Origin of the sequence: Levilactobacillus koreensis JCM 16448 (assembly GCF_001435525.1) — a bacterium.
GTDB lineage: Bacteria > Bacillota > Bacilli > Lactobacillales > Lactobacillaceae > Levilactobacillus > Levilactobacillus koreensis.
In genome coordinates this window covers 1-22538 of record NZ_AZDP01000122.1, presented here as the reverse complement: position 1 = coordinate 22538, position 22538 = coordinate 1, and the positions used below count along the sequence as shown (strand labels likewise).

Sequence of the window (22538 nt, the reverse complement as noted above, 5' to 3'; positions counted from 1 at the left end):
CAGAAAATTATACAGACTGATTGATTGAGGGGATAAGAGTGTAAATGGACGTGTTGTTTTCATTGATAAACATCCAGTCGTGTAATTATCCGCAAACACTAATGATAGCGGCCATGGTCAAACTAAAATAACTGTCAATAGCATAGCATGTTAACCCTCATTTTCACCAGCTAATCTTGGTCCTCACGCTTTTCGTTCAAAGTTACCTTACCAACGTCAAAATGACTAGTCAGGTTGGTCGGCCAAGCTTTCAGTTTTCGCTAGTCGCTTGCAACTGTCCGCAAATCAGGGCCTTCATTGCCCCAAATTTGACTGCCACCTAAAAGTTAGTCTACCTTACTAACTAAAATTTCTTTTTTTCACCGGCACAGCTTTCAGGTAACCCTCATTGACAGAATGGAAAATCACCTTCCTTATGGCTGACCCTAGCAGACCTGCTAGTCAAAACGCAAAGATTTTGCTTAAAGTATTTCATCTTTTTACTAGATCCCAGCAGCGCCGGTATGTCATGGTAAAAACTCGCCAACGCTAGTCCCTCATTCGCCACTGCCGTCCGAAAATTTCAGCTACGACAAAAAGCCGCCGAGCACCCAACACGTGCTCGACGGTTTTCCCTATATTTACGGATTTTACGATTTAGCTGACGCGAGGGGGCCCGCCAGCGTACCGGATTCGCCACCATTTCAGCTGGAGGAGTTAGCTGATGTGGACGCTTCCGTTCTTGGTATGAGCAATCACGTTAGCTTCCGGCTGGTCACCAACCTGACCGATCTTGTGATGCTTGTCGCTCAGCGTTAACGTGGCTTCTTCGGGCACCTCAACGCGGCTATCGTCGTTCTTGGCATCGAAGGTGTAGTCGGTCATAATCGGCATCTGCACGGTGATGCTACTATTATTACTCTTCGCGGTGATATCACCGGTCAACTGGCCAACCTGCACGTTGATACTGCCGTTCTTAGACTGGAACACGCCGCTCCCGTTCAGGTTCTGGACCCGCACCGAACCATCCGCCGTGTGGCCTTCGACATGCCCCGTGGCGTTTTCAAATTTCACAGAACCGTTGCGACTGTTGACGATGGCGTTGCCCACGCAGTCGCTCAGCTTGACGCTCCCATTCGTGGATTCAATGGCGCTCGCCCCGGTCGTCTGTTTCAGCTTAACGCTGCCGTTACGGCTGTAGAGGTTAAATTTATCTGCACTGCTCTGGTCGATTCTGACCGAACCGTTCATCGAATTCATGTTCAAGAGCTGAACGTGATCGTCAAACGCCCGCATACTACCGTTCGTTGCCTTAGCATCCACAATCAATGGCGTATTGAGATCGCTGACTTCCAGACTACCATTACCGGCATGGACGCTCACCTTACCCTTAAGCTGAGTTGGCAGAAAGATTTCGGCACGCATGTGCACTGGCCAGAGATGTGGCCGATCCCCCTGCTTGATGCTGAGCTCACTGCCACGACGACTGGAACGCAGGTAGAAGCGGCTGTTGTCGCGGCTCATGTACTCGTTGACCACGATGTTATCGCCAGCGGCCGGCCCAATTTTAACGGCGGCGTCGCGGTAGTCGATGTTCACGAGGTTCAAGTCCGCTGGTGAAAATGACTTGGTATTGACCAGGCGTAAGGATTCCACGTAGGTCCGCCGCGGCCGTTCACCATTGATCCGCACATCGTCGCCATTTACATCGACAATACCATTCGCAACGGTGACGTGGTCCCCATCGACCTTGACCAAGCCGCCAAGGTCAACCTTGTCGTTGTCGCCATCAACGATGACGTGGTCGCCCCAACTGATTTTGTCACCGACGATTTTCAACTTACCGATTTGGACCCGGTCTTCTCCGTTCTCTTCGTCGATGTGAATCGTCGTGTCGTGGTCATCGTCAGCGGTGTTATCCCTCTGGTCGTTGGCCTGCTCCCGATTCTCGTCGGCTCCAGTCTCAGCATCGGCATCGGCCGCCTGCTGATCACTATTTTCCGCCGCAACGTCCTTGAGCAACGTGTCGATGTCGCCCAATTGATCCATGGCTTCGTCCAACGCAGCATCCGCGGCCATTCCTTGGTTCATTTTTTCTGTCACGGCCTCGGTCAGGTCGCCCACTAACTCTTCCTTAAGTTCCGTCAACGCCCGTGATGGTTGGTATTGACTGAAAAGCTGATCAAGTCGCGTGCGTACTTCCATCGTAATATTATCCATGCCTAGTCCTCCTCGGTAGTAATCTTTCCGGTGATCAAATCGTCAATGATTGGCTTAGCAAATTGCCAGGCCGCCGTATTCTCCGCGAGTAGCTCACGGCCCGCATCAGTCACGTGATAGTACTTGCGCCGCGACCCCTGCGTCTCATCGCCCCAGTAGTCGGTCAACGCGCCGTTTTTTTCCAGTCGGCGAAAGACCGTGTACAGCGTGGCTTCGTTCAGTTCATAATGTCCCGCGCTGAGTTCCTTCACCCGCTTGGCCACCTGGTACCCGTAGCTATCCCCCTGTTGTAGGATATTCAAGATGATGGTATCCGTATGGCCCCGGATTAAATCTTTGGAAATAATCTCAGCCATGCTGCCACTTCCTTTCCTTTTCGATGAACTTAATGTATCACATACTACTGTGTGTGTCAAAGTAATTTGTTCAGAATAGTATTTTAAATTCTAAAGCACGTAAATTGTCCGCCTGCGGCTGCCAGGATTACGCCTGCCATGGGGAACGCCCACAGCCGGTGGAACGGGCTTCCAGCTCGCCTGAAAGCCGCAAAGAACGCGCGTTTCTCAGGGTCGTCCCACGATATAAGCCAGGAAAATACCTCGCCTAATATCGTCGTGACGGCTGGCTCCATCCTGGTCTCCTCCAGCTTTACATAGTTTGTTAACCTGACATGCTTTGGAGCTGGAACTGTTGGCCGAACTGTCTGGTAACATTCTGTGGGGAGTTGATGACAACGCGGTCTGGATGGAATTACTGTGCTGAGATGGCTGTGAGACCAGTCATAGTATCGGAAAACGCTCAAATGGCTACTTACGGGTTTGCCTTGAAAAGCAATCTGCAACTGAATTATCCTTCGATGGCATAACACCACGTCTCACCGCACATAAATGACCACAGTATTTACATACGCAACATCCGGCAATCCATTGAACCAGTCGCACGTTTTTACGTCCCAAGCTTCGGTGATTGACGACATCAATCTAAGCCGGAGGCGGCCAGGGATGTAGTCGGCCGTGGAGGTGGCGTTGGCTGACGTCCTTTGTTAGCCTAGGCCACGGGCGAATTTGAAGACGCGTGTTCTTCGCGGCTTCAAATCGAGCGAGAAGACTGGTGCTTTTCCAGTCTGAAGCGTCCCCACAGCAGACGGAATCCCTGGCAGCCGTAGTGCGGCAATTCTTCACAATCTAAGACCTAATCGACGACAAAAAAAGACGGCCATCAAAGAACAATGACCGTCGATATAACAATTTTAAAATTCAAATGATGTAACGTTTTACTGCAAGTCGGTAAAGGCGCCAGGAAGAATGCCTTCCACCGTGGTTTCAGTGAACGCGCCCTTTTGGTTGGTCAGATAAACCGGAGCGTCGGCATCGAAGAATTCGGCGATGACTTGGCGACAAATCCCACATGGGGCGATGGGACCGTCCGTGTTCCCAGTGACTAGCAGTGCCGTGAAGTGTTTCTCACCAGCCGCGACACCTGAGAAGATTGCCGTTCTTTCCGCACAGTTAGTCGCGCCATACGAAGCGTTTTCGATGTTACAGCCACCATAGATCTTGCCGCTAGCACCGACTGCCGCCGCGCCAACGTGGAAATGTGAGTAAGGCGTGTAAGCTTTGTCGAGCATTGCCGTTGCAACTGCCAGTAATTCTTTTTGATCTGCCATGTTGTTTCCTCCTCGTATTACCTGTTGTGAACTGTTCTGCTTCTTTATTGTTACATATTTTCACTGAAAGCGCTACCTTTTGCACAAACTTTCTCGTTATTTTACTTAAGTTTTCGCTAAATGAGCTAAGAACGAGATGGGCTATGCTAAAATAAACTGCATATGATGGCCGTTAATCGTCAGATCGGTGGCCGCGCTAACTTTAACTTGGGGGAGTTTAAATCGTCATGAAAATTTTACGCAGTATTTTAAGCTGGGTCGTACCCATCCTGGTGGCCCTCGTGGTCGTGCTGGTCGTGCGCACCTATTTATTCGAAATCGTTAAGGTCTCCGGCGGCTCCATGGAGCCCAACCTGGCCGACAAGGAGCGAATGGTCGTGGTCAAACCGCTCAAATTGAAACGCCTCAGCGTCATCGTCTTTGACGCTTACGGGGAAGACCCGACCGCCGCACCAAACACCAACTACGTCAAACGGGTGATCGGTCTGCCCGGCGACAAGGTCGTCAGCAAGAACGGCTACATCTACGTCAACAATCGGCCCATCAAGCAGTCCTTCATCAGTACCGCCGAACGCACGACGGGCACCGGCGACTGGACGCTGGGCAGCCTCGCCAAAGCCGGCAATTGGAAATACACTGGCAACACGGTCCCCGCGAACCACTACTTCGTGTTGGGTGACCACCGCAGCATTTCCGAGGACGGTCGCGCATGGGGCTACGTGGACGCCAGCAAGGTCATGGGCGTCGTCAAGGTGCCGTTCTGGCAAGGAACCAAGACCCATCGTGATAACGTGAACGATATGGCGAGCTAACCAGGTATATTTAACTAAAAAGGATTAAGTATCAGCTAACCCCCAACGTCAGCTAATGCTTAACCCTTTTAGATTCTAACGAAATTTAAGAATATCATGTATCCCGGTATCCAACAGTAATAAAACAAGCTCATCTTTTCCAACTATTTCATAGATTAAAATCCAATTACGCTCTAGATGAAGTTCACTAACTCCTGATTTATCACCTTTTAAAATGTGATAGTCATAATTTCTTATCAGCGTTTGCGTTTCTCCATGCTTACATCTTTAACTTGTTTAAATCGTAATGTTTCTTTCCTAATCTCTTTATACTACGTGTGAATACTCGGGTCATCTTAACCTTCATTTAGTCCCCCAAATTATCTAAATATCGATAAAACGCCTTCTCATTATCAAACGTTGTAACATCACCATTTTTTGCTTCTTTCAGCGCTTGTGTTAGACGCTGGCCATAAACAGAAGGGCGAAATGGAAGGGCTTGGTCACGAATTGACTGGGCTAAAAATATATTGATAGCTGTTCCCAAATCTAATCCCATTTCATTAAAAACCTTCTGTGCTGCTTCCTTTCGACTACGATCAACGCGGATGCTGATCCTATCTTTTTCCACATTTTGCATGATTACACCTACCCATCCGTTTTTACCATTATATCACCAGTTGGCACTTAGCCGTAATGATTTGACCTACATCCTCTACAATTTCACGACCCGGTCAAACCGCCCTAAATAAGCCGCATCCCAATTGTGCGTCACGACCAGTACGGTCTGATTCTGCAGGCTAAAGATTAGGCGCTGAATAATTGCCGCTGTCTCTGGATCCTGACCACTATCAGGTTCGTCGATGATTAGGATTGGTGCCGCGACTAACAGTGCTCGCGCTAATGAGATGCGCTGGCGCTCGCCGCCGGACAGCTGGGCATCCCCCGCCGTCACAAAACGTTGCCGCATCTCCAGCAACCCCAATTGCCGTAGAATATCGGTGACAGCTGAACTCCGAATGGTACCGAACAGTGTTACATTTTGCTCTACCGTCCCTTTAAAGATTACCGGCGACTGGTTCACATAAACAACGTGACGATAAAGGTCCGCCGGCACAATCGCCGCTATATCAACTCCACCGATTGTCACCGTGCCTTGATATCCGGCCAGCTCACCAGCAATAATCTTCATCAGCGTACTCTTCCCGCGACCACTCTTCCCAATGATGGCAGTCGTCTGGTGCATGTCGAACTGGACACTAAGGTCGGTAAAAATCGGCTGGCTCGCCGTATAACCATACGTTAGATGGTGAACGGCAATCGGCCCATTTTCAAATGGCAACCGAGCCGTCACGGGCATTGGCGTCAAAAACGCCTGGACCTGTGCTCGAAGGGGTTGCGTCGCCACCGATTTCAAATGAGCCGTGTTGACCCCATTGATAGCGGGCACAATGTAATTGAGTAGCTGCGTAGTCACGGTCAGGTCGCCAATGGTAATCTGGCCGTTCAGGATAAACAACGCCGCGACCAGCATACAGACGATTTGTGCGCTCATCGTCAGGAGCGTTGAGATCTGGGTAATCCGGGCATCCCACAACGTAGAGTCCCGCCGTTGTTGCTCTAGCTGGCCATCGGCTTGAACCAACTGTTGAGTAAACGCCGGCGTGGCGGAAAAGGCCTTGATGGTCGTCACACCATTTAGAATCCCACTCAGTAAACTCATGTGGCCCGCCACCTGTTGGTTGAGGGCCACCTTGTACCGGCCAAACTTCCGGCGAATCAGGGGATTGACGAAAAATGGTACGGCAGAAATCAAGACGAACAAGAAGAATAATTTCACACTGACCCACAGCAAGGCCGCGGAACACAGGATAATCTGTAGACTATACCCGATTCGGCTCAGCGCATTGCCGAAGTAATCGGTCGCCAGGGTCGGTACCGTATTTTCAATCATATTAAATGCTACTTGTGTTGTGGTGGCTTGACCTTGCTGCCGGTCACGACCCAGTAAGGCCTGGTAGAGATCTCGCTTCAACCGTTGCTGAATCCCTTGAACGATCGTCAATTGCGTGGCGGCCAGTTTCACGGAAAACAGGTAGATCAGCCCCAACGCCAGAATTGCAAGGCCACCGATTCCCAGTACCCAGTCCAGTCGCCGCGCAATCGCCAAATTAATAAACCACCCCATCGCGTAGGACAGGAGAATCTTACTCAGCGTATTCCCTAGCGCCAGACCACTCAATCCAATCAATGGCCGCCACCGAAAAAACAAATATGACCGTAACCCCCGCTCGTCCGCCATCTGAACACCCTCTTTAGCCGTGAAGAACGGCCTGCCGTTAGTCTAGCATCAGCGCCCATGCAAGTGCTGCCAGATACTCGGCTAAGTTCAGTCGCTGTCAAAACGCCAGACACCGGTGTGCGGCCAATGTCACCTTAATTTTCCAGACAAAAAGGCAGCCATTTCTGACTGTCTTTTTTGCTTGGGGTAAAGGTGCCCACAGCACATGCTTGGCGTCGCAAGGAAGACTATCCGCACACTGCTCTTTACCCCAAAGATTTCAATTTTTAACTAAACATCCGCTTCGTTGCCTTCAACAAGGTCTTGGGATCCTTGTCGTAACGTGGCGTATCGACCAAGTTATCCATGGAAATGCCGGTAAAGTGGTAAGCCGCAATTTCCCCAGAACGCACCGCACTTTGTTCCGTGAAGATCATCTGGTAAGGTTGTTCCGCAAATTCACCGGTGAAGGCTAAGTTGGTGGAATGTGCTGGAATAACTTCTGGCCGGTCGGACTTTGCCCGGTTGTTGAACAGAGCAGAAGCGTATGGCATGTAGACTGGAATGTTGTTGATGATGCTGTCCAGAATTTCCGGTTCCTTGTCCTTAATATTGTTAGGACCTGGATCGACCTTGGACAGTTGCCCAATCAATTCCTGAGCCATTTCCTTACCAGTCATCTTGATGTACTGCTTGTGGACGAACTCACCGGTCCGCCGTGGGTACAGGAAGTAGCCCCAGATAACGGATTCATTAGGCTTCTGGGTCGTAAAGTGAGGTTGGTGGTGAACCACGATCGACATGTTAACGTCCTTTTGACCCAACGGCGTAATTGGCGTCGTGGACAGGAAGGAATTCAACGCGTTCCCGGGAACCTGCGTGGTGGTCCGCGTGATTTCATTTAACAGCAGGTGGTTCTTCGTGGTCAAGGTGAAGCTGACCCATTCGGAATTCTTCCGGTCGTTAAAGAACTTATCCGGCGTCCCCAAGTTGTAGAAGCGTTCCGTAGCCTTCTTCCACAGAGCGGCACTGATCCCGTATTCCATGTTTTCTCTGGCTGGCGTGTTGTAATCACCCATTGTGGCGGAGTCGGTAATCGACCCGTTGGTAAAGATAACCGCGGTATCGTCGTCGATGTCCACTAACTCTTCGCTCTCAGTCTCCAAGTTTTTCACGTGCAAGCCGGTAACGGTAATTTCGTCTTGTAGTGAGCTGTCGGCAAACTCCCAATCCGTCACGATCCGATTGTCGAGGAAGGTGACCCCTTGATTCTTTAAGTAAGTGATCAATGGGAGCATGATACTCTCAAACTGGTTGTAACGAGTCCGGTTGACCCCAACTAAATGTTCAATTTGCGTAAATTCATAAATCATTTGGTGCATGTAACGCCGTAGTTCTTGGACGGAACTTTCAATGCGGAAGGCAAAAGTCGTTTCCCACATGTACCAGAAATTCGTTTGGAACATGTGGGGGTCGTCCTTGAAGTATTCGGCAATCGTGATGTTATCGAGCTTCGTTTCTTCTTCATCAGGCATCAGAACTAACTTGGAGAGTAAGACCCGGTCTTTATTGTTGAGGCCCAGCTTACCACCGTCGATGATGCCCTTGCCGCCTTGCAACAACCGTGCCTTGTCGTAGGTCCGGTGATGCGCGTCAAAATCATGGGTATCTTCGGCCGCCGTCATGCCCTCTTCAGTAACGGAAGGAATCCGGTCAAGTAAGTCCATCAAGTCAACGTATGTCCGGTAGTTCAGCATCCGCCCACCACGGGCAACGTAACCTGTTTGGTTGTCTAAGGGGTGGTTCTTGTTCCAGTACTCGTCGCCGAATTCACTGGTTTCGCCACCATCATTAGCACCGTGCATGTCAGCACCGTAGAACGTAATCTGTTCACCGCGCCAGTGGGCTTCTTGAATCAGGTAAACCGCTGCGGCCATGTTCCCCAGACCAGCACCGATCATTACTGCTTTTGTTTTAACCATATCAAAAACACCTCCGTAGATTCTTTGTGCCTTTTACGTCTCCATTATGCTTGCTTTGTCATGCATTGTAAAGCGTTTACTTTTAGACCTTATCAAGTTCTAAGAAACGCTAAGAAACCTTAATCTGACGGCCATTACAACAGGTCGTGTTCCGTTTACACGTGGTCTGAAATATTGTCAATTGCCCCTGAATAAATTCAGCGGCTTGTCGCTCACGTGTCTGGCAACACAGTAGTCCAACATGCCCATTAGGCACTCCTACTCGTAGTGGCAACATCATCGGGTAATTGACGGCTACCCGTTTAACTGCCAGGTTTACCCAGCAGTTGTTAGCTTTTTAATCTTTGGGTGTTTGACACCATTCAACCAGTCTTGCCCAAGCATCTCAATATTCATTGCCCCTAATCGATCATCATTACACCGATATTGGCATTGTTTACACCGATATTCGTGCGTTTCATGGTGACGATTAGTCTTCTCAACTAGACCGCACTTTGGACAGCGTTGCGAGGTGAATGCTGGATCCACCTTCACGACATTACTTTGAATGGCCTGAGCCTTATACGTTAAGAAAGATTCTAGCTGGAAGAAAGACCAAGAACGATGGCTATTACGCAAGGACTTAGGTAAATCATCTGTGTTAAATGTCACGTTGGTTAAGTCTTCCAAAACAAAAAGCGTATGCGACCCATATGTCGTAACGAGTGTCTTAGCTAGCCGATGATTTATATCGGTCATCCAGCGGTTCTCTCGTTGAGCCAGTCGCTTCAATTTTCTCTTGGCAGATTTGGACCCTTTGCTTTGTAGCTGTCGACGAATTTCCAGAAACTTCTTTCGCTTATGCAGGATCTTTTTCCCGTCAAAAAATAGCGTTTTTCCTTTACTATCAATGGTAGTTGCTAGGAAACGTAATCCGCGATCAATCCCTACAATTTGAGGATCGTCTTTGGAATTAAAATCGCTAACTTCTTTGGTGATGCCGATGTGTAGAAACCACTTGCCTCGATTGCGGACCAACTTGGCAGTTCCTAGCTTCCAGTCCTCGGCAAAGTACTTTTCAAATCCTTTGTTGGTGAATCCTAACTTAGTCCGCTTACCTAGAGTGGTTATTGAGATCTGTTGCATCTCACTTACGAAGGAATAATTACTCTGGCGAACCAGATCTGCTTGTGGTCGGTGAAACTGAATGGGTTGCACCAACCAGGTCAAATCCTTTGGAATCTGAATCCACTTATTTTCTTCATTCTTGTAGCGATAAGGATGTTGCTTCATTTGTTCTCGAACAGTCTTATAGCGAGCCACAACCGTCCGAAAAACCGACTGAATCATCTGGCTATTGAGCGGTGATTCCTGCCTGAATTGTTTGTACATCTGGTGATTGATTTTTAACCAGCTTAACTGAAATGAATGATCAAAAATCCATTGACTGACTACATTGGCTAATCGTTGATATTCCTGGCTCATCGCTAGAAATTGTTCTGCTTGATTAGCGTCCGGATAGAGTCTCATCTTGATTGTTCGCCCTAATTTAGTCAATGGATACCTCCCCTGTAGATTGGATTAAGTATACCATATTCAGTCTTCAAGGGGAACGTATGTTTTGAAAAACATTCTGGCATTCATCCCGCGATTAAAATCGCAAGTTTTCTGCTTAGCTTTTAATAAACTACTTAAGAACCTATTTATGGCTATTCCGCTCCGCTAGGTAAACTACAAAAACCAGCCGTAATATGACTCCACAGCTGGCTTCCGGATTGATTCTGTTCTACTCTGACCATTATCAAATAACTGATTGACTCTCCATAGTCCTTCTCCAAACCTCACCCACTCTGTATTACCAAATTTGTAAGTGGTCCAGACCAAGTTTCCGCAGTCACTCTGGTATGCTGGTTCTTGTAGACGTTGCGGAACGGTGGCTGTTTTTTTCTTAAGGGGATGGGTGTTTGACTAAATCCAACCAATGGGATTTTCAGCCTTGGCAACTTGGTGTTGGGTGGCCGTATCAGTGTTTGCGCTGATATACGCTATCTACAAAGACCAACGCGATCATAAGCAAAAAAAATAACCTTCCTTTAACATTTTAGCAGTGGTTTAGGAAGGCTATCTCAGTTGACTGTCACTGGCTACCGTGTTTGCAACCGAAGCCAGAGAAGGTGGCCGCAGCTCGTTATGCGACGGCCTTTTTTTATTGGTTTCATTGTAGCATTCATGGCAATCAATAGCACATTAAACGGGTTATAAATACTTTTATAGCAAGTTTGGCTAAAAAACGTTTAGCGTCTAACTCCTTAGCTATTACCCGCTGCGGGCCCATAATATCTTGAGTATGCTTTACTTGTAATGATTTCTGCAGGCTACAATAATCAAATGATCCTCTTTGAAGGTATATACCAATCTATTCTTACTGTCTATTCTTCTTGACCAACCATCTTGATATTTCAGCCGCTCTGGCTTTCCAAGCCCCAATTCTAAGCCATCTCGTTGAATCGACTTAATAAGATTATTGATACGCTTTAATGTTTTACGATCTTCGCCTTGCCAGAAGACATACTCGGCCCAAGCTTCCTCTAAGAATTCGATTGCCACCATTTATTGCTTACCATCATCTAAAAGCTGATGATACTGGATGTTCTCATTATTGGCCACCTTTTTGAAACGCCGATTAAGTTCCGCCTGGTTAGCTTCACTATAAAACGGATCTTTAACCTCAAATGGCAAGCCACCTTCCGCAATACTCTTTTTAATAAAGATATTAATTGCAGTGGAAAGGTTAAGACCTAAACCGTCAAATATTTCTGCGGCTTTTTTCTTATCCGCTTGACTGGTTTTGACAGAAATTGAAACCTTCTTTTTCTCAGCTTCTAACATTACTCTCACCTCGCAGATATAATAACACGAAACACATCTGTTGTATGCTAATTGGACTTATATCTTCCATAAATCAGCTAAATATCATCCAAAATTCTCGGCTGGAAAAAAGGACGCAACCGAAGCACGCACCATAACTTTCAGTCTTCCATCCCCAACAAAAAGCGGGCCACCGAAGTAGCTCGCTCAATCTGGAAGAGTATTCGTCTCGAACTAATTGCCTAGAACTTGCCGGCAACTAATTTTGATGCCAGAACCCAGCCTTTGTTGGTAACGAAGAGGTATTGCACGTTCTTCTTACCTTGCTTAACCGTGATCTTCTTGGTTGCGTAGTAAGTCTTACCAGCAGCCAAAGTGCCCTTCTTAGTCAACGTCACCTTTGGTTGGTCAGCGGCAAATTTGCCGGTGAAGTAAGCTGGCTTCGTGCCCTTGAAGTGGAAAGCAGTCTTCTTGATCTTAACGGACTTCGCTAAAGTAAAGGTCGTGCCCTTAGCAGCAACTTTCTTAGCCGTTGCCTTCTTGGTCGTCGCTTTCTTAGCGGTAGTCTTCTTAGGAGTTGCCTTCTTAGCAACGGCCGTCTTGGCTACAGTCTTCTTAGCAACTGCTTTTTTAGCAACCGTCTTCTTGGCAGTGACCTTCTTAGCAGTTGCTTTCTTAGCGGCCGCGGTAACCTTGGTACCTGCCTTGGCAACGTCGGCCGCCTTAACAGCGACCTTCTTACCATCAGCGGCCATAAACTTGCCGGCGGTTAACTTGGATAATTTAACCCAGCCGGAAGTCTTCCCGTTCTTAACCAAGACTAACGTTTCATTCTTAGCCTTAGCCGTCTTGGTTGCCTTGGTTTTAACCACGATCTTCTTAGTTGCGTAGTAAGTCTTTTCGCCAGCTAACGTCCCCTTCTTGGTTAAGCTGACCATTGACTTGTCTGCCGCAAACATTGCGCTAAACAGTTCTGGTTTGCCACTCTTAACGTGGTAAGCCGCCTTTTTGACAGCCTTGCTGCTGACCAACGTGTAAGTGGTCTTTTTAGCAGCTGCCTTGGTGGCCGCGAATGCAGTAACTCCGGTATTAGCGGGAGCAATAGCCCCTAAACCCAATGGTAATACCATAGCTGCTGCAGCCGCGATCATTGCAACTTTTTTCATCATAACAATTACCCCCCAGTAGAATGTGTTGCTTGAATTCATCTTGAATTCATTGTCATAATACCACGCCGTTTTTTTTTAGCTAGTCAATACCCCCTGGATTGACCCGTTTTACGGAAATAAATTCGGTTTAAGTGTAAATTCAGCCAACTTACATTAAGGGGCCTTATTAGTGAAGAAACAAAAAAGTCGTGAACCCAGCAATATCAAGGGTTACACGACTTTTGAAATCGTTTTGTTATATTGTCGACGCGTTGGCAACCTATTCGCTAACGTTGGTAAAGCGGACACCCCAAGCTAGCTATTGACCTTCGCAATGGTCTTCGCAATCAGTGACGTAAAGTACTGATTTCCCTTATTGTTCGGGTGAACGTGATCGTCCACAAACCAGCTCGAATGGTCCTTCGCCGTCGTGTACCAGTCGATCACGTGAACGTTCTTGTACTTGTCCGCCGTCTTTTGAATCCGATTGTTGACGGAATTTTGCCATTCACGCGTTGGCACGTGGGCTGTGACCCAAAAGATCTGGTGGTCCGCGCCGATAGCGTGAATGATCTGATCAGATTGAGCCGGCGTGATGTACCCATTGGTCCCAATGTTGATCAGGACATTTTTCGCCAGCTGACCACGTTGGGCCATGCTAGAAATAATACCGGGCACGTCCGCCGCTTGCCGACCAACGGCGCCATTGACGATGGCCCCGGGGAAGACATCCTGCAAGTCACCGGAATCATCCAGTAACACGGAATCCCCGATGGCCGTCAACGCCGTTTGCTTACTAGACTGCAACTCATCGGCGGTCAAGAAGTAGAACTTTGCCGTCTTCTGGTCCGCCTTCGACATCTTTGAAAAGGCCACCGCCTTATCGTGCTTCTTTTTCTGTGAGGCTGCCTTGGCTAAGGCCTTTTGCTTCTTAACGGCGGCCTCATTTTTCTTCTTTGTCGCAGCCGAGCGGGCCGTGATCGTCTTTTGTAAGGCCGTTGGTTTGGCGGCGGCTGGTTGTTGAACAAAACCCACGGCCGTTAAACCAAATAACAGTGCCGCAACGACGCCCAGGGTATTCGCCAGTCGATGGGCCCGCGGTTGATGCAAGTAACGCATCACGTCGTTGGTCAATTGACCGTAGTGGTAGTGCCGCATTGGATTTTCGATCCAGCGGTAACTGGCTTCCGTGACCAACATGATCAAGGCCACTTCCACCAGCGAGTTTAACAGCGGATGATTGCCAATATTGACGCGGGACTCGTAGAAAATCATGACTGGAAATTGGTAGAGGTAAATCCCATAACTGCGTTTGCCGACGTACGTGAAGGCCCGGTTGGTTAAGATCCGGTTCATATCGCTCCCCGGATGCGCCACCGTTCCGACCAAGACAGCAGACAGTACGGTGAACCAGAACATGCCGCCACGATACGTGCTAGCTACCTGCCCGTTCATGGTAAAGAACATATGGATCAACAGTAGCAAGGACACAACCCCCACCGCATCTAACGTCAGGCGATGAGCACGCGACACATTGGCATTTAACTTATGGGCTGGCCAAACGAAGGCCATGCTGGCACCCAGTAAAATCGCAAACATCCGCGTATCGGTTCCATAGTAAACCCGGTTAGTGTTGGCAGGGTCATACATCATGGCCATTCCCAGCGCCGACAGAACGGCGACCGTTAATAGAATGGCGACGATTCGTGACCCTTTGCGAATAAATAATAGAAGTAAGATGACGACGACTGGCCAGACTAAGTAAAATTGACCTTCAATCGACAGTGACCACAAGTGGGTAAACGGCGACTCCCCACTGAACCGGTTAAAGTATGACTGGCCGTGATTAATTTCAAACCAATTATAGCCATAAATCAGGTTGGTCATTACCGTCGACCGGATGTTGACCAGTAAATCGCGCTGGAACAGGGTAATGTAGGCGGTCGTCCCCAGCAACATGGTGACGAGGGCCGGATATAGTCGTTTAAGCCGACGGCCATAGAATCCCAGGACATCAATTGAATTCTTGGTGTCCCACTCTTGAATCAAGAGGTAGGTGATCAGGTACCCAGAAACGACGAAGAAAATTGGAACCCCCAGATAGCCCCCTTGCAGCGTTGATGGTGCCAAGTGGTAAATGATGACCCCTAAAACGGCCAACGTCCGAATTCCGTCGAATCCGCTGATGTACCGCCGTTTCCCCGCGCGCTGGTTACGTAACAGTGTTCGCGTAAGCCGCGTGTTTGTTTGATTCATATAAATTGCTCCTTCTCTTTAAAAAACCAGTAACGGTGCTAACTGGTGATACTCCCCCAACGGTTGTATGCCGAGTTATTTAAATGCCGCGCATAAAACATTCATTATTTTTAAGTCAGCTGGCCAGTGCCAAACTGAGTTGTCGTTAATTTTTAATAAATCACAGATGACTGATAGTTAGTGATCTTGACATTCACTATGTTAATCCACCTGGCATAGAAAAACGCCCTGGCAATCCGTCCTTCACAAATTTTGGACCAGACAGCCTAATGATTAGACTAATCATATAATGTTTAGCCCCGCGAAACAACGTTTTTCACCTAATTTTCTCATTTGTAAAATTTGCAATCAGATTGTTAAATCCACGCTGACTAATTTAACGGTATTGTAAGGGATTTCAACTAATTTTAGTGAATTGCTGCATGGGATTAATTAGTTTAATTAACATTTATAAACGGTAAGTGTGAAATCATCCCCACTTGGCGGCTACCTTTAGCAAATACCTGTCAACTGCCAGCCGCAATTTCAGCGAATCCAGTTGGTTAATTTAGCATTTTAAGAGAAGACAGTAAGCGCTTTCATGGTATACTGTAAGGAAGTTAGTGAAGGAGGAGTTCAGCAATGTCCCAAGTTAAACCTTTTACCGAAACCGCAGTTCGTCAATATCCCAAGGTTGAATTACACTGTCACTTGGATGGGTCCATCTCACTGGCCGCCCTACGCAAAATGGCGGCCGTCACTGGTGCGACATTGCCGGCCGATGACGCCGACTTGCGCCAGCTGGTCACGGCCCCGCTCGACACCGTCAGCCTAATTGATTACTTAAAACGATTCCAAGTGGTGACCGACCTGATGCAAACGCCGGAACAATTACGCATCGCCGGTTATGACATGGTCCAAACCGCCGCAGAGGACGGTATCATTTACTTAGAAACCCGCTTTGCCCCAGCGATTTTTACCGAAAAGGGCCTGTCGATCAAGGAAGCCTTGGCCGCCACGCTGGAGGGCCTGCACGAGGGAACCAAGCACTTCGGCATCCCCGTCAACGCCATCGTCTGCGCCATGCGTGACCGTCCGGTAGATGAGTGCATCGAGGTCTTCCAGACGGCCGCAGAGTTTACGGACCAAGGCGTCGTGGGCTTAGACTTTGCTGGCGACGAGTTCAACCACCCCGCTCTTGAATTATCTGAGGCGATCAAGGCAGGTCTCGCCACCGGGTTACCGTTCACTCTCCACGCCGGTGAAGCCGGTCCCGTCGACAACGTGGCCGTCTCACTGACCATGGGTGCCAAACGAATCGGTCACGGGGTCCACATGAGCGGTTTCCCGGCCACCATTCAACAGGCCAAGCGCGCTGGCACCACCATCGAAATGTGCCCCACCAGTAATGTGCAGACCAAGGCCGTGGACGGCTACGAAAACTTTCCGCTGGCCGAATTTCTCAGTGCCGGCCTAAAGGTGACCATCAACACCGACGACCGCACCGTGTCCCACGTGACCCTAACCGATGAATTCGTGACGCTGCACGAAAAGTTCGATCTGAACTGGTCGCTGATGGAACAGCTGACGTTAAATGCCATCGACGGTGCCTTTATTGATGAGGCGACTAAAGCGAAATTACGCGAAAAAGTTCACGCTGCTAGCGAAGAGACTGCCTAGCTTGTGGGCGTGACAATTAGTCTTTATTTGGGGGATAGCCGTTACTTGCGGCTGTCCTTTTGTTTTGTCCCATTAGAATCTTTTCGCACTACGGCTTCCAGGGATTCCACCCGCTGCGAGGACACTTCAGCCTGTAGAGTGGGCTTATCGTTCGCTTTGAAGCCACGAGGAGCGCGTGTCTTCAAGGTCCCCACGGAATGTTTGTTATAATGAAGATACTTATTCAATCAGAAAGGAGGCCGCCCCATGACCCAACTCGAGTATCCCTATCAAGACGCCTTCAACCGCCAGTTGGCCGACCGCAGCATGGCCGCCGCCACGCGTGACGAATACACCGCCACTCTCAAAGATTTCTTCAAATATCTCGAAAACTTTAACCCCACCTATCAGCGTGATCACCGCGTCAATCAGCTCCAAACGGCCGACGTGCAACAGTACATGGCCATGCTGGTCGACTCGCGGCAGATTCAAAATCAGACTTACAATAAAATTCTGTCGCACTTAAACATTTACTTTAAGTTCCTCTTTTCTCACAACTGGACGCCCTACCTGCCCACGCTGGACTTGAAGAGTAAGCCTAAGCAAGCCGCCCAACCGATCAATTACCGGTGGGTCGACCACTTAAGCGACCTATTAGCCAACCCGCGCCTACACTACTATACGCGGCTGACCCTCCTGCTCATTTCGCAGGGGTATCCCGTACAGGTCTTCCTTAAGCCTGATTTCACTGACAAATTGACCACCACGGATTGGTCTGCGGACGCACAGAAGTTTCTCGCTGAGTTTCGTCAGTTTATCACGCCGCTTCAGGACCGGTTTCAATGTGGCGATTGGTTCCTAAAGCAACGGTCTGCCGCCGATCCCCACCTGACTTTGCCCGGCCTGCACAAATATCTAAAACCGGATGAAGCTGTCGTGGCATTCGCGTTGAGTCCGACTGTTTTGTACCAAGGTTACTTAGTTAACTATCTCCGCCGACACCCGCAAAAGACCGACAGAGAGGTCATTGCGACCCTTCACCTGGAACCAGATTCCATCGATTATTACCGGCGATTAGCGCAACGGGCGGACTAAATCCACTTAATCCCCTATACTAATAGGTGAAAATCATCTATTGGGGGGATCATCATGTTCAAAAAATGGCGGCTTTGGGGAGGCTGTCTGTTGCTCATCGCACTGATCACGGGCGCGGTGGTGTGGACACAAAGTCGGCCCAGCCGCGTGCAAACCGCCCCAGCAACGACCAACCATGTCGCGCAGAGCAGCCAGCACGGCTCCGCAACGACCACACTCGCCGAAAAGCCGTGGACCAAACTCAAGCACCCGTTGAAGCTCCCAATCCTGATGTATCATAGCATCTCGACCGGCAATCAGCTCCGTGTGCCCTTGCAGCAATTTGACCGGGAGATGACTTACTTAAAACATCACCACTACCGGACCCTGACCACGGCCGAAGCCATTCGTGCGCTGACGACGAACACGGTGCCGCAAAAGAAGGTCGTCTGGGTCACACTGGACGATGCCTACCGGGACAACTTGAAAATTTTACCGGTGCTTCGGCGAAATCACCAACACGTGACCATCAACGCCATTACGGGCTTTACTACTAAACGTAATCACCTGTCACTGTCCGCGATGCGCCGAATGCGCGATACCGGGCGCGTGGACTTTGCCAGTCACACGACCAATCACCTCGACCTGACGACTCTCTCCGCGAAGCAACAACGCGCGGAACTGGTCACTTCCAAGACTTGGTTGGACACAAAATTTGACCAGGACACGCGCCTACTATGTTATCCGGCCGGCCGCAACAACGCCACGACCCGTCGATTAGCGAAACAAACCGGCTACACGCTAGCGCTGACAACACGTGAAGGCGTTGCCCAGCTGAGTCAAGGCCGCTACAGTCTGGAACGGTTGCGAATTGCACCGGGAATGAGTCTGGCGGCATTTGCTAGTTTGGTTGCTGTTAAGAATAGCTAGAATAACTTGAGCTCAATCTCAGCTTCCCCTTTCATTGGCAGGTTGTCTAAAAAATCAAAAGCATCTCAGACTATCAACAATCTGAGATGCTTTTAATTTAAACTGGCAATCTATTTTTGTAGCGATTACTTACTGAATTGTCATGAATGCTGGTTTAAGAGCTGCATAAGCACTATCCCTGACAAAAACTGGAATCTGATCAATTGGCGTGTTTACTGTAACAGTACTACCACCTTGGGTCTTCTTTCCTGTGTAGACATCAACCCAATTCGTACCAGTTGGTAAATAGACCTGGCGCTCTGTTTCCTTTTCATAAAGAACTGGCGCAACCAAAATGTCTGAACCAAATAAGTACTCATCTTCCACATCCCAAGCCACTTGGTCCTGACTAAAATTGTAGAATAAAGGTCGAATAACCGGTGTACCTTTTTCATGAGCAGCTTTCATTTGAGTTGTAATATAATCCTTCAAGTTTGTCCGTAAATGCATATATTTCTGCATAATAACATATGCTTGATCACCATACGACCATGGCTCTGTTGGTGCCCCAGTTGGCATCTTGCCGCCGCCAACTGTGCCTAACGGTTCATCATGTGGCTCACGATCGCCATGCATCCGCATAACTGGGCAGAAAGTTCCAAACTGGAACCATCGGGTAACTAGTTCACGGAATGCCGGATCGTTATCATTACCACCGGTAAACCCGCCAATGTCAGTTGTCCACCACGGAATTCCTGCAATCCCCATGTTTAGCCCAATACAAAGCTGATTACGTAAGGCTTGAAAACTGGAGTCAATATCTCCAGACCAAACCAATGCACCATAACGCTGACTTCCGGCCCAAGCACTTCGAACTAGGTTGATGACGTTTTTATGTCCTTCTGCTATCATTCCATCATAAACTGCCTTGGAGTAGCCTACAGGATATTGATTTCCAACCTGAAGGACTGATCCACTCTGATACCGGTAATTATCATAGTCATAAATAGAATATTCAGGCTCCGCTTCATCTAACCAGAAGAGGTCAACACCCTTATCGTAATAATTCTTCTTTAAGAGCTTCCAAACGTAATTTTGCGCATCGGCATTAGTGAAGTCAACAAATCCGTTGTTCCCTAAAAAGTTCATAGTAATTGGAACACCACGTTCTGTTTGAACCAAGTAACCTTTGTCTATCATTTCTTTGTAGTGCGAACTAGTCTCATCTACTGTTGGCCAGACGGAGACCATCAACTTAATCCCCATCTCATGAAGTTCCTGAATCATAGCTTCCGGGTCAGGCCAGTACGTTTCATCAAACTTCCACTCACCAGACTTTGGCCAATGAAAGAAATCGATGACAATAACACTAATTGGCAAATTACGCTTCTTAAACTCCCGAGCAGCTTTTAATAATTCATCCTGCGTTTGGTAACGAAGCTTACATTGCCAATATCCCATCGCATAATCTGGCATCATTGGAACAGTACCAGCAACAGCAGCATATTGTTCTTCAATCTGACTAGGTGTATCACCACTAGTAATCCAAAAATCAAGTTCCTTCGTTGATCGCGCATGCCACTCCGTTAAATTCTTGGCAAAAGTCACGTCACCAACAGCTGGATTATTCCACAGAAAGCCATAGCCTTGATTTGACACGTAAAATGGAACCGTTGCTTGAGAATTTCGTAATGCCAATTCTAATTTAGAATTTTTCAGGTTCAAAAAATCTTGTTGGTATTGTCCCATTCCAAAAATCTTTTCGTCACGCTTAGATTCGAACCGGACACGAAGTTCAAAATCACCGCCAGTTTGTCCCTTAAACTCATGCCAATCTAAATCAAGGGCACTGTTAAAGTGATTGATTTTGTATTCATCCAGGCCCGGATCCATGGCGGTAACCCGCGTCCGCTGATATCCTTGAAGTAAAACCTTACCCGCCGCATTCATAAAGGTCAAATTACCATAGGCATCATACTGTGCTGTTACATCACCATTCGTGATAGTTCCAGCTGTGCTGTTGTCGTTAATCTTGATTGTTGGTACTGTTTTTGAATTGATTGGCATAGTCAACGCATTACAACGTTCCGTGAAATCACCATACTTGGTACTTCTAACTCTTAAACTATTCTTCCCCCAAGCCTTAATTTGCATAGTCTCACTATTTTTTTGAATCACTAAACAATTATCTTTTTGATAAAGCATTAGGCCATCCTCCTTTTATATAGTCACAGTTATCATTAAAGTCCTACCGATTTCAAGCAGCATCTTGCGCTCTTTGCTGTTTAAGATCAGCCGTAATACGGCGCTGCATCTTTTCATACTTCCCATAGAAGACTAGGGGAACCATGGCTAGCAAAAACATCACTATAGTCATCCCGTTAAATGCTAATGAGATGCCGAAGAGGCTATGCGCCGTCTGCGTACGATTAGCAACGTATCCAAACATACTCATAATCCAAGCCGGCAATGCACCACCAATACCGCTTCCAATTTTAATACAGAACGAACTACCAATCGCCGTCAATAAGCCAGCTGCATTGATACCTGATTTCCATTCTCCATAATCTACAGCCGAGCCAAGAAGTGCAAATGGTAAGGAAACAGCAACCCCGCTTCCAATGTTACCAATGATCCAACCAATAATAATGATGGTCAGTGATTTTCCTCCTAACCAAATAACAGCTTGGCCTAGGACACCGAGCATAAGGCCCACCAACCAAATGTGTTGTTGCATGAAACGTTTGCTGAATACCGGAATGAAAAGTACAGCAGCAACTTGTACAAAGGAAATTCCATTAACCAGTGGAACTAAGCTCTTGTCACCGTAATTATATGTCAGGTAATAAACAATAGTGGACGATCGAATCGTCAGCGCTACCCAAAAAATCAGATTGCTCAACACGATAATAATCCATGGCCAATTTCCCCTAATGGCTTTCACGCTCATCTTAATCGGTACCCGTGATTGAGTGGGCTTTACCCGTTCCCTAATATTTGAAAAGGCAAAAATTGTTAAAATCCAAAAAATAGAAGCGAAAATAATCATCGTCCAACGGAAACCAACAACATCATTACCACCACCTAGTAACGCAATTAGGGGAAGTGTCAAAACATTTGTTAACAATACCCCTAAATTAGATCCTGCAAGACGAATCGAATTTAATGTCAACCGTTCCTGTGGATCTGGTGTCAATAGCGGAAGTACCGTCGTCAATGGTGTGTTGATTCCTGTGTAGGAAATCCCAGTAATAATATATGTAATCGCACAGTAAATAATGCGTTGCTTCATAGGAATTTGTGGTGCCCAGAACGTCAGAACACCCATCACAGCAAATGGTGTAGCCATCCATAGAAAATATGGCCGCGCACGACCGTACTTAGAATGGGTAATGTCTATCAATGATCCCCATATTGGCGCATCAACCCCATCAAAAACCCGTGCTATAAGTAGAATTACCCCTGCTGTAGCAACTGGAATTTCAGCAACATCAGTAAAAAAGTATAGCAAGTATGCTGAAATGACATTAAAAATTAACTGCCCCGAAAAATCTAAAGAGGCATAGCTAATTCGCTCCCGCCAACTCAGCTTTTGCGATGAAGATTCAACATTTTCCATGTCTATCAAATCCTTTAATTTTAGTTCGACACTTCGTGAAACTCGTCGCAAGCGCTTACAACAGCATTAGTATACCCGGATTATTCATTAACAAGATTTCTTACCAAAATAGGTAGGTCCGAATCGAG

Annotated in this window: 19 protein-coding genes; 5 read left to right on the top strand and 14 right to left on the bottom strand. The window is 47.8% G+C overall.

The features are described 5' to 3' along the window. Nucleotides 1-696: 696 nt before the first annotated feature. The 3 genes from FC99_RS12570 to FC99_RS12555 all read right to left on the bottom strand — a co-directional run bounded on the left by FC99_RS12570 (nucleotide 697) and on the right by FC99_RS12555 (nucleotide 3865). Nucleotides 697-2199 (bottom strand): DUF4097 family beta strand repeat-containing protein, encoded by a 1503-nt coding sequence (locus FC99_RS12570; protein WP_048734403.1) that lies wholly within the window; start codon nucleotides 2197-2199, stop codon nucleotides 697-699. A gap of 2 nt (nucleotides 2200-2201) precedes the next feature. Further along, nucleotides 2202-2555 (bottom strand): PadR family transcriptional regulator, encoded by a 354-nt coding sequence (locus FC99_RS12565; RefSeq protein ID WP_048734400.1) that lies wholly within the window; start codon nucleotides 2553-2555, stop codon nucleotides 2202-2204. A gap of 917 nt (nucleotides 2556-3472) precedes the next feature. Beyond that, nucleotides 3473-3865 carry a cytidine deaminase gene (locus FC99_RS12555; protein ID WP_048734396.1) on the bottom strand — a complete coding sequence of 131 codons (393 nt, stop codon included), beginning with the start codon at nucleotides 3863-3865 and terminating at the stop codon, nucleotides 3473-3475. Nucleotides 3866-4092: 227 nt separating this feature from the next. Between FC99_RS12555 and lepB the strand changes: the two genes are divergently transcribed. Further along, on the top strand, nucleotides 4093-4677 hold the full coding sequence (gene lepB / locus FC99_RS12550; protein ID WP_048734394.1) for a signal peptidase I: 585 nt from the start codon (nucleotides 4093-4095) through the stop codon (nucleotides 4675-4677). Nucleotides 4678-4752: 75 nt separating this feature from the next. On the opposite strand, the gene FC99_RS14450 is transcribed toward lepB, so the two are convergent. From FC99_RS14450 to FC99_RS12515, 8 genes are all read right to left on the bottom strand, one after another. Continuing rightward, nucleotides 4753-4914 carry a type II toxin-antitoxin system mRNA interferase toxin, RelE/StbE family gene (locus FC99_RS14450; protein ID WP_164480532.1) on the bottom strand — a complete coding sequence of 54 codons (162 nt, stop codon included), beginning with the start codon at nucleotides 4912-4914 and terminating at the stop codon, nucleotides 4753-4755. 109 nt (nucleotides 4915-5023) lie between these two features. Continuing rightward, on the bottom strand, nucleotides 5024-5296 hold the full coding sequence (locus FC99_RS12545; RefSeq protein WP_048734391.1) for a type II toxin-antitoxin system RelB/DinJ family antitoxin: 273 nt from the start codon (nucleotides 5294-5296) through the stop codon (nucleotides 5024-5026). Nucleotides 5297-5371: 75 nt separating this feature from the next. Then, complete coding sequence (locus FC99_RS12540; RefSeq protein ID WP_048734389.1) at nucleotides 5372-6958, bottom strand: ATP-binding cassette domain-containing protein; 1587 nt, start codon at nucleotides 6956-6958, stop codon at nucleotides 5372-5374. 266 nt (nucleotides 6959-7224) lie between these two features. Beyond that, a complete protein-coding gene (locus FC99_RS12535; protein WP_048734386.1) occupies nucleotides 7225-8919 on the bottom strand; it encodes an oleate hydratase in 1695 nt (564 codons plus the stop codon). A 315-nt stretch (nucleotides 8920-9234) separates the two neighbouring features. Continuing rightward, a complete protein-coding gene (locus FC99_RS12530; protein WP_048734383.1) occupies nucleotides 9235-10455 on the bottom strand; it encodes an RNA-guided endonuclease TnpB family protein in 1221 nt (406 codons plus the stop codon). Between the two features lie 795 nt (nucleotides 10456-11250). Beyond that, entirely contained in the window at nucleotides 11251-11508 is a 258-nt protein-coding gene (locus tag FC99_RS12525; protein WP_048734380.1) for a Txe/YoeB family addiction module toxin, read from the bottom strand. Next, nucleotides 11509-11787 carry a type II toxin-antitoxin system RelB/DinJ family antitoxin gene (locus FC99_RS12520; protein WP_048734379.1) on the bottom strand — a complete coding sequence of 93 codons (279 nt, stop codon included), beginning with the start codon at nucleotides 11785-11787 and terminating at the stop codon, nucleotides 11509-11511. A gap of 221 nt (nucleotides 11788-12008) precedes the next feature. Then, complete coding sequence (locus FC99_RS12515; protein ID WP_056986572.1) at nucleotides 12009-12935, bottom strand: hypothetical protein; 927 nt, start codon at nucleotides 12933-12935, stop codon at nucleotides 12009-12011. A 169-nt stretch (nucleotides 12936-13104) separates the two neighbouring features. Here FC99_RS12515 and FC99_RS14380 point away from each other — a divergent pair, with 169 nt between their 5' ends. Then, complete coding sequence (locus FC99_RS14380) at nucleotides 13105-13233, top strand: hypothetical protein (RefSeq protein WP_268872120.1); 129 nt, start codon at nucleotides 13105-13107, stop codon at nucleotides 13231-13233. Here FC99_RS14380 and FC99_RS12510 read toward each other — a convergent pair. Then, the gene (locus FC99_RS12510) at nucleotides 13230-15170 is read right to left on the bottom strand and encodes an acyltransferase family protein (protein ID WP_048734377.1); all 1941 of its coding nucleotides are present in this window, start codon (nucleotides 15168-15170) and stop codon (nucleotides 13230-13232) included. The genes FC99_RS14380 and FC99_RS12510 overlap by 4 nt on opposite strands. Before the next feature lie 621 nt (nucleotides 15171-15791). Here FC99_RS12510 and add point away from each other — a divergent pair. The 3 genes from add to FC99_RS12495 all read left to right on the top strand — a co-directional run bounded on the left by add (nucleotide 15792) and on the right by FC99_RS12495 (nucleotide 18812). Next, the gene (gene add, locus FC99_RS12505) at nucleotides 15792-16829 is read left to right on the top strand and encodes an adenosine deaminase (protein ID WP_048734374.1); all 1038 of its coding nucleotides are present in this window, start codon (nucleotides 15792-15794) and stop codon (nucleotides 16827-16829) included. Nucleotides 16830-17075: 246 nt separating this feature from the next. Then, nucleotides 17076-17903 carry a site-specific integrase gene (locus FC99_RS12500; RefSeq protein WP_048734372.1) on the top strand — a complete coding sequence of 276 codons (828 nt, stop codon included), beginning with the start codon at nucleotides 17076-17078 and terminating at the stop codon, nucleotides 17901-17903. Nucleotides 17904-17957: 54 nt separating this feature from the next. Then, the gene (locus FC99_RS12495) at nucleotides 17958-18812 is read left to right on the top strand and encodes a polysaccharide deacetylase family protein (RefSeq protein WP_048734370.1); all 855 of its coding nucleotides are present in this window, start codon (nucleotides 17958-17960) and stop codon (nucleotides 18810-18812) included. A gap of 129 nt (nucleotides 18813-18941) precedes the next feature. On the opposite strand, the gene FC99_RS12490 is transcribed toward FC99_RS12495, so the two are convergent. Beyond that, nucleotides 18942-20996 (bottom strand): glycoside hydrolase family 31 protein, encoded by a 2055-nt coding sequence (locus FC99_RS12490; RefSeq protein ID WP_048734368.1) that lies wholly within the window; start codon nucleotides 20994-20996, stop codon nucleotides 18942-18944. 52 nt (nucleotides 20997-21048) lie between these two features. Next, complete coding sequence (locus tag FC99_RS12485; protein ID WP_048734358.1) at nucleotides 21049-22410, bottom strand: MFS transporter; 1362 nt, start codon at nucleotides 22408-22410, stop codon at nucleotides 21049-21051. Nucleotides 22411-22538: the final 128 nt, after the last annotated feature.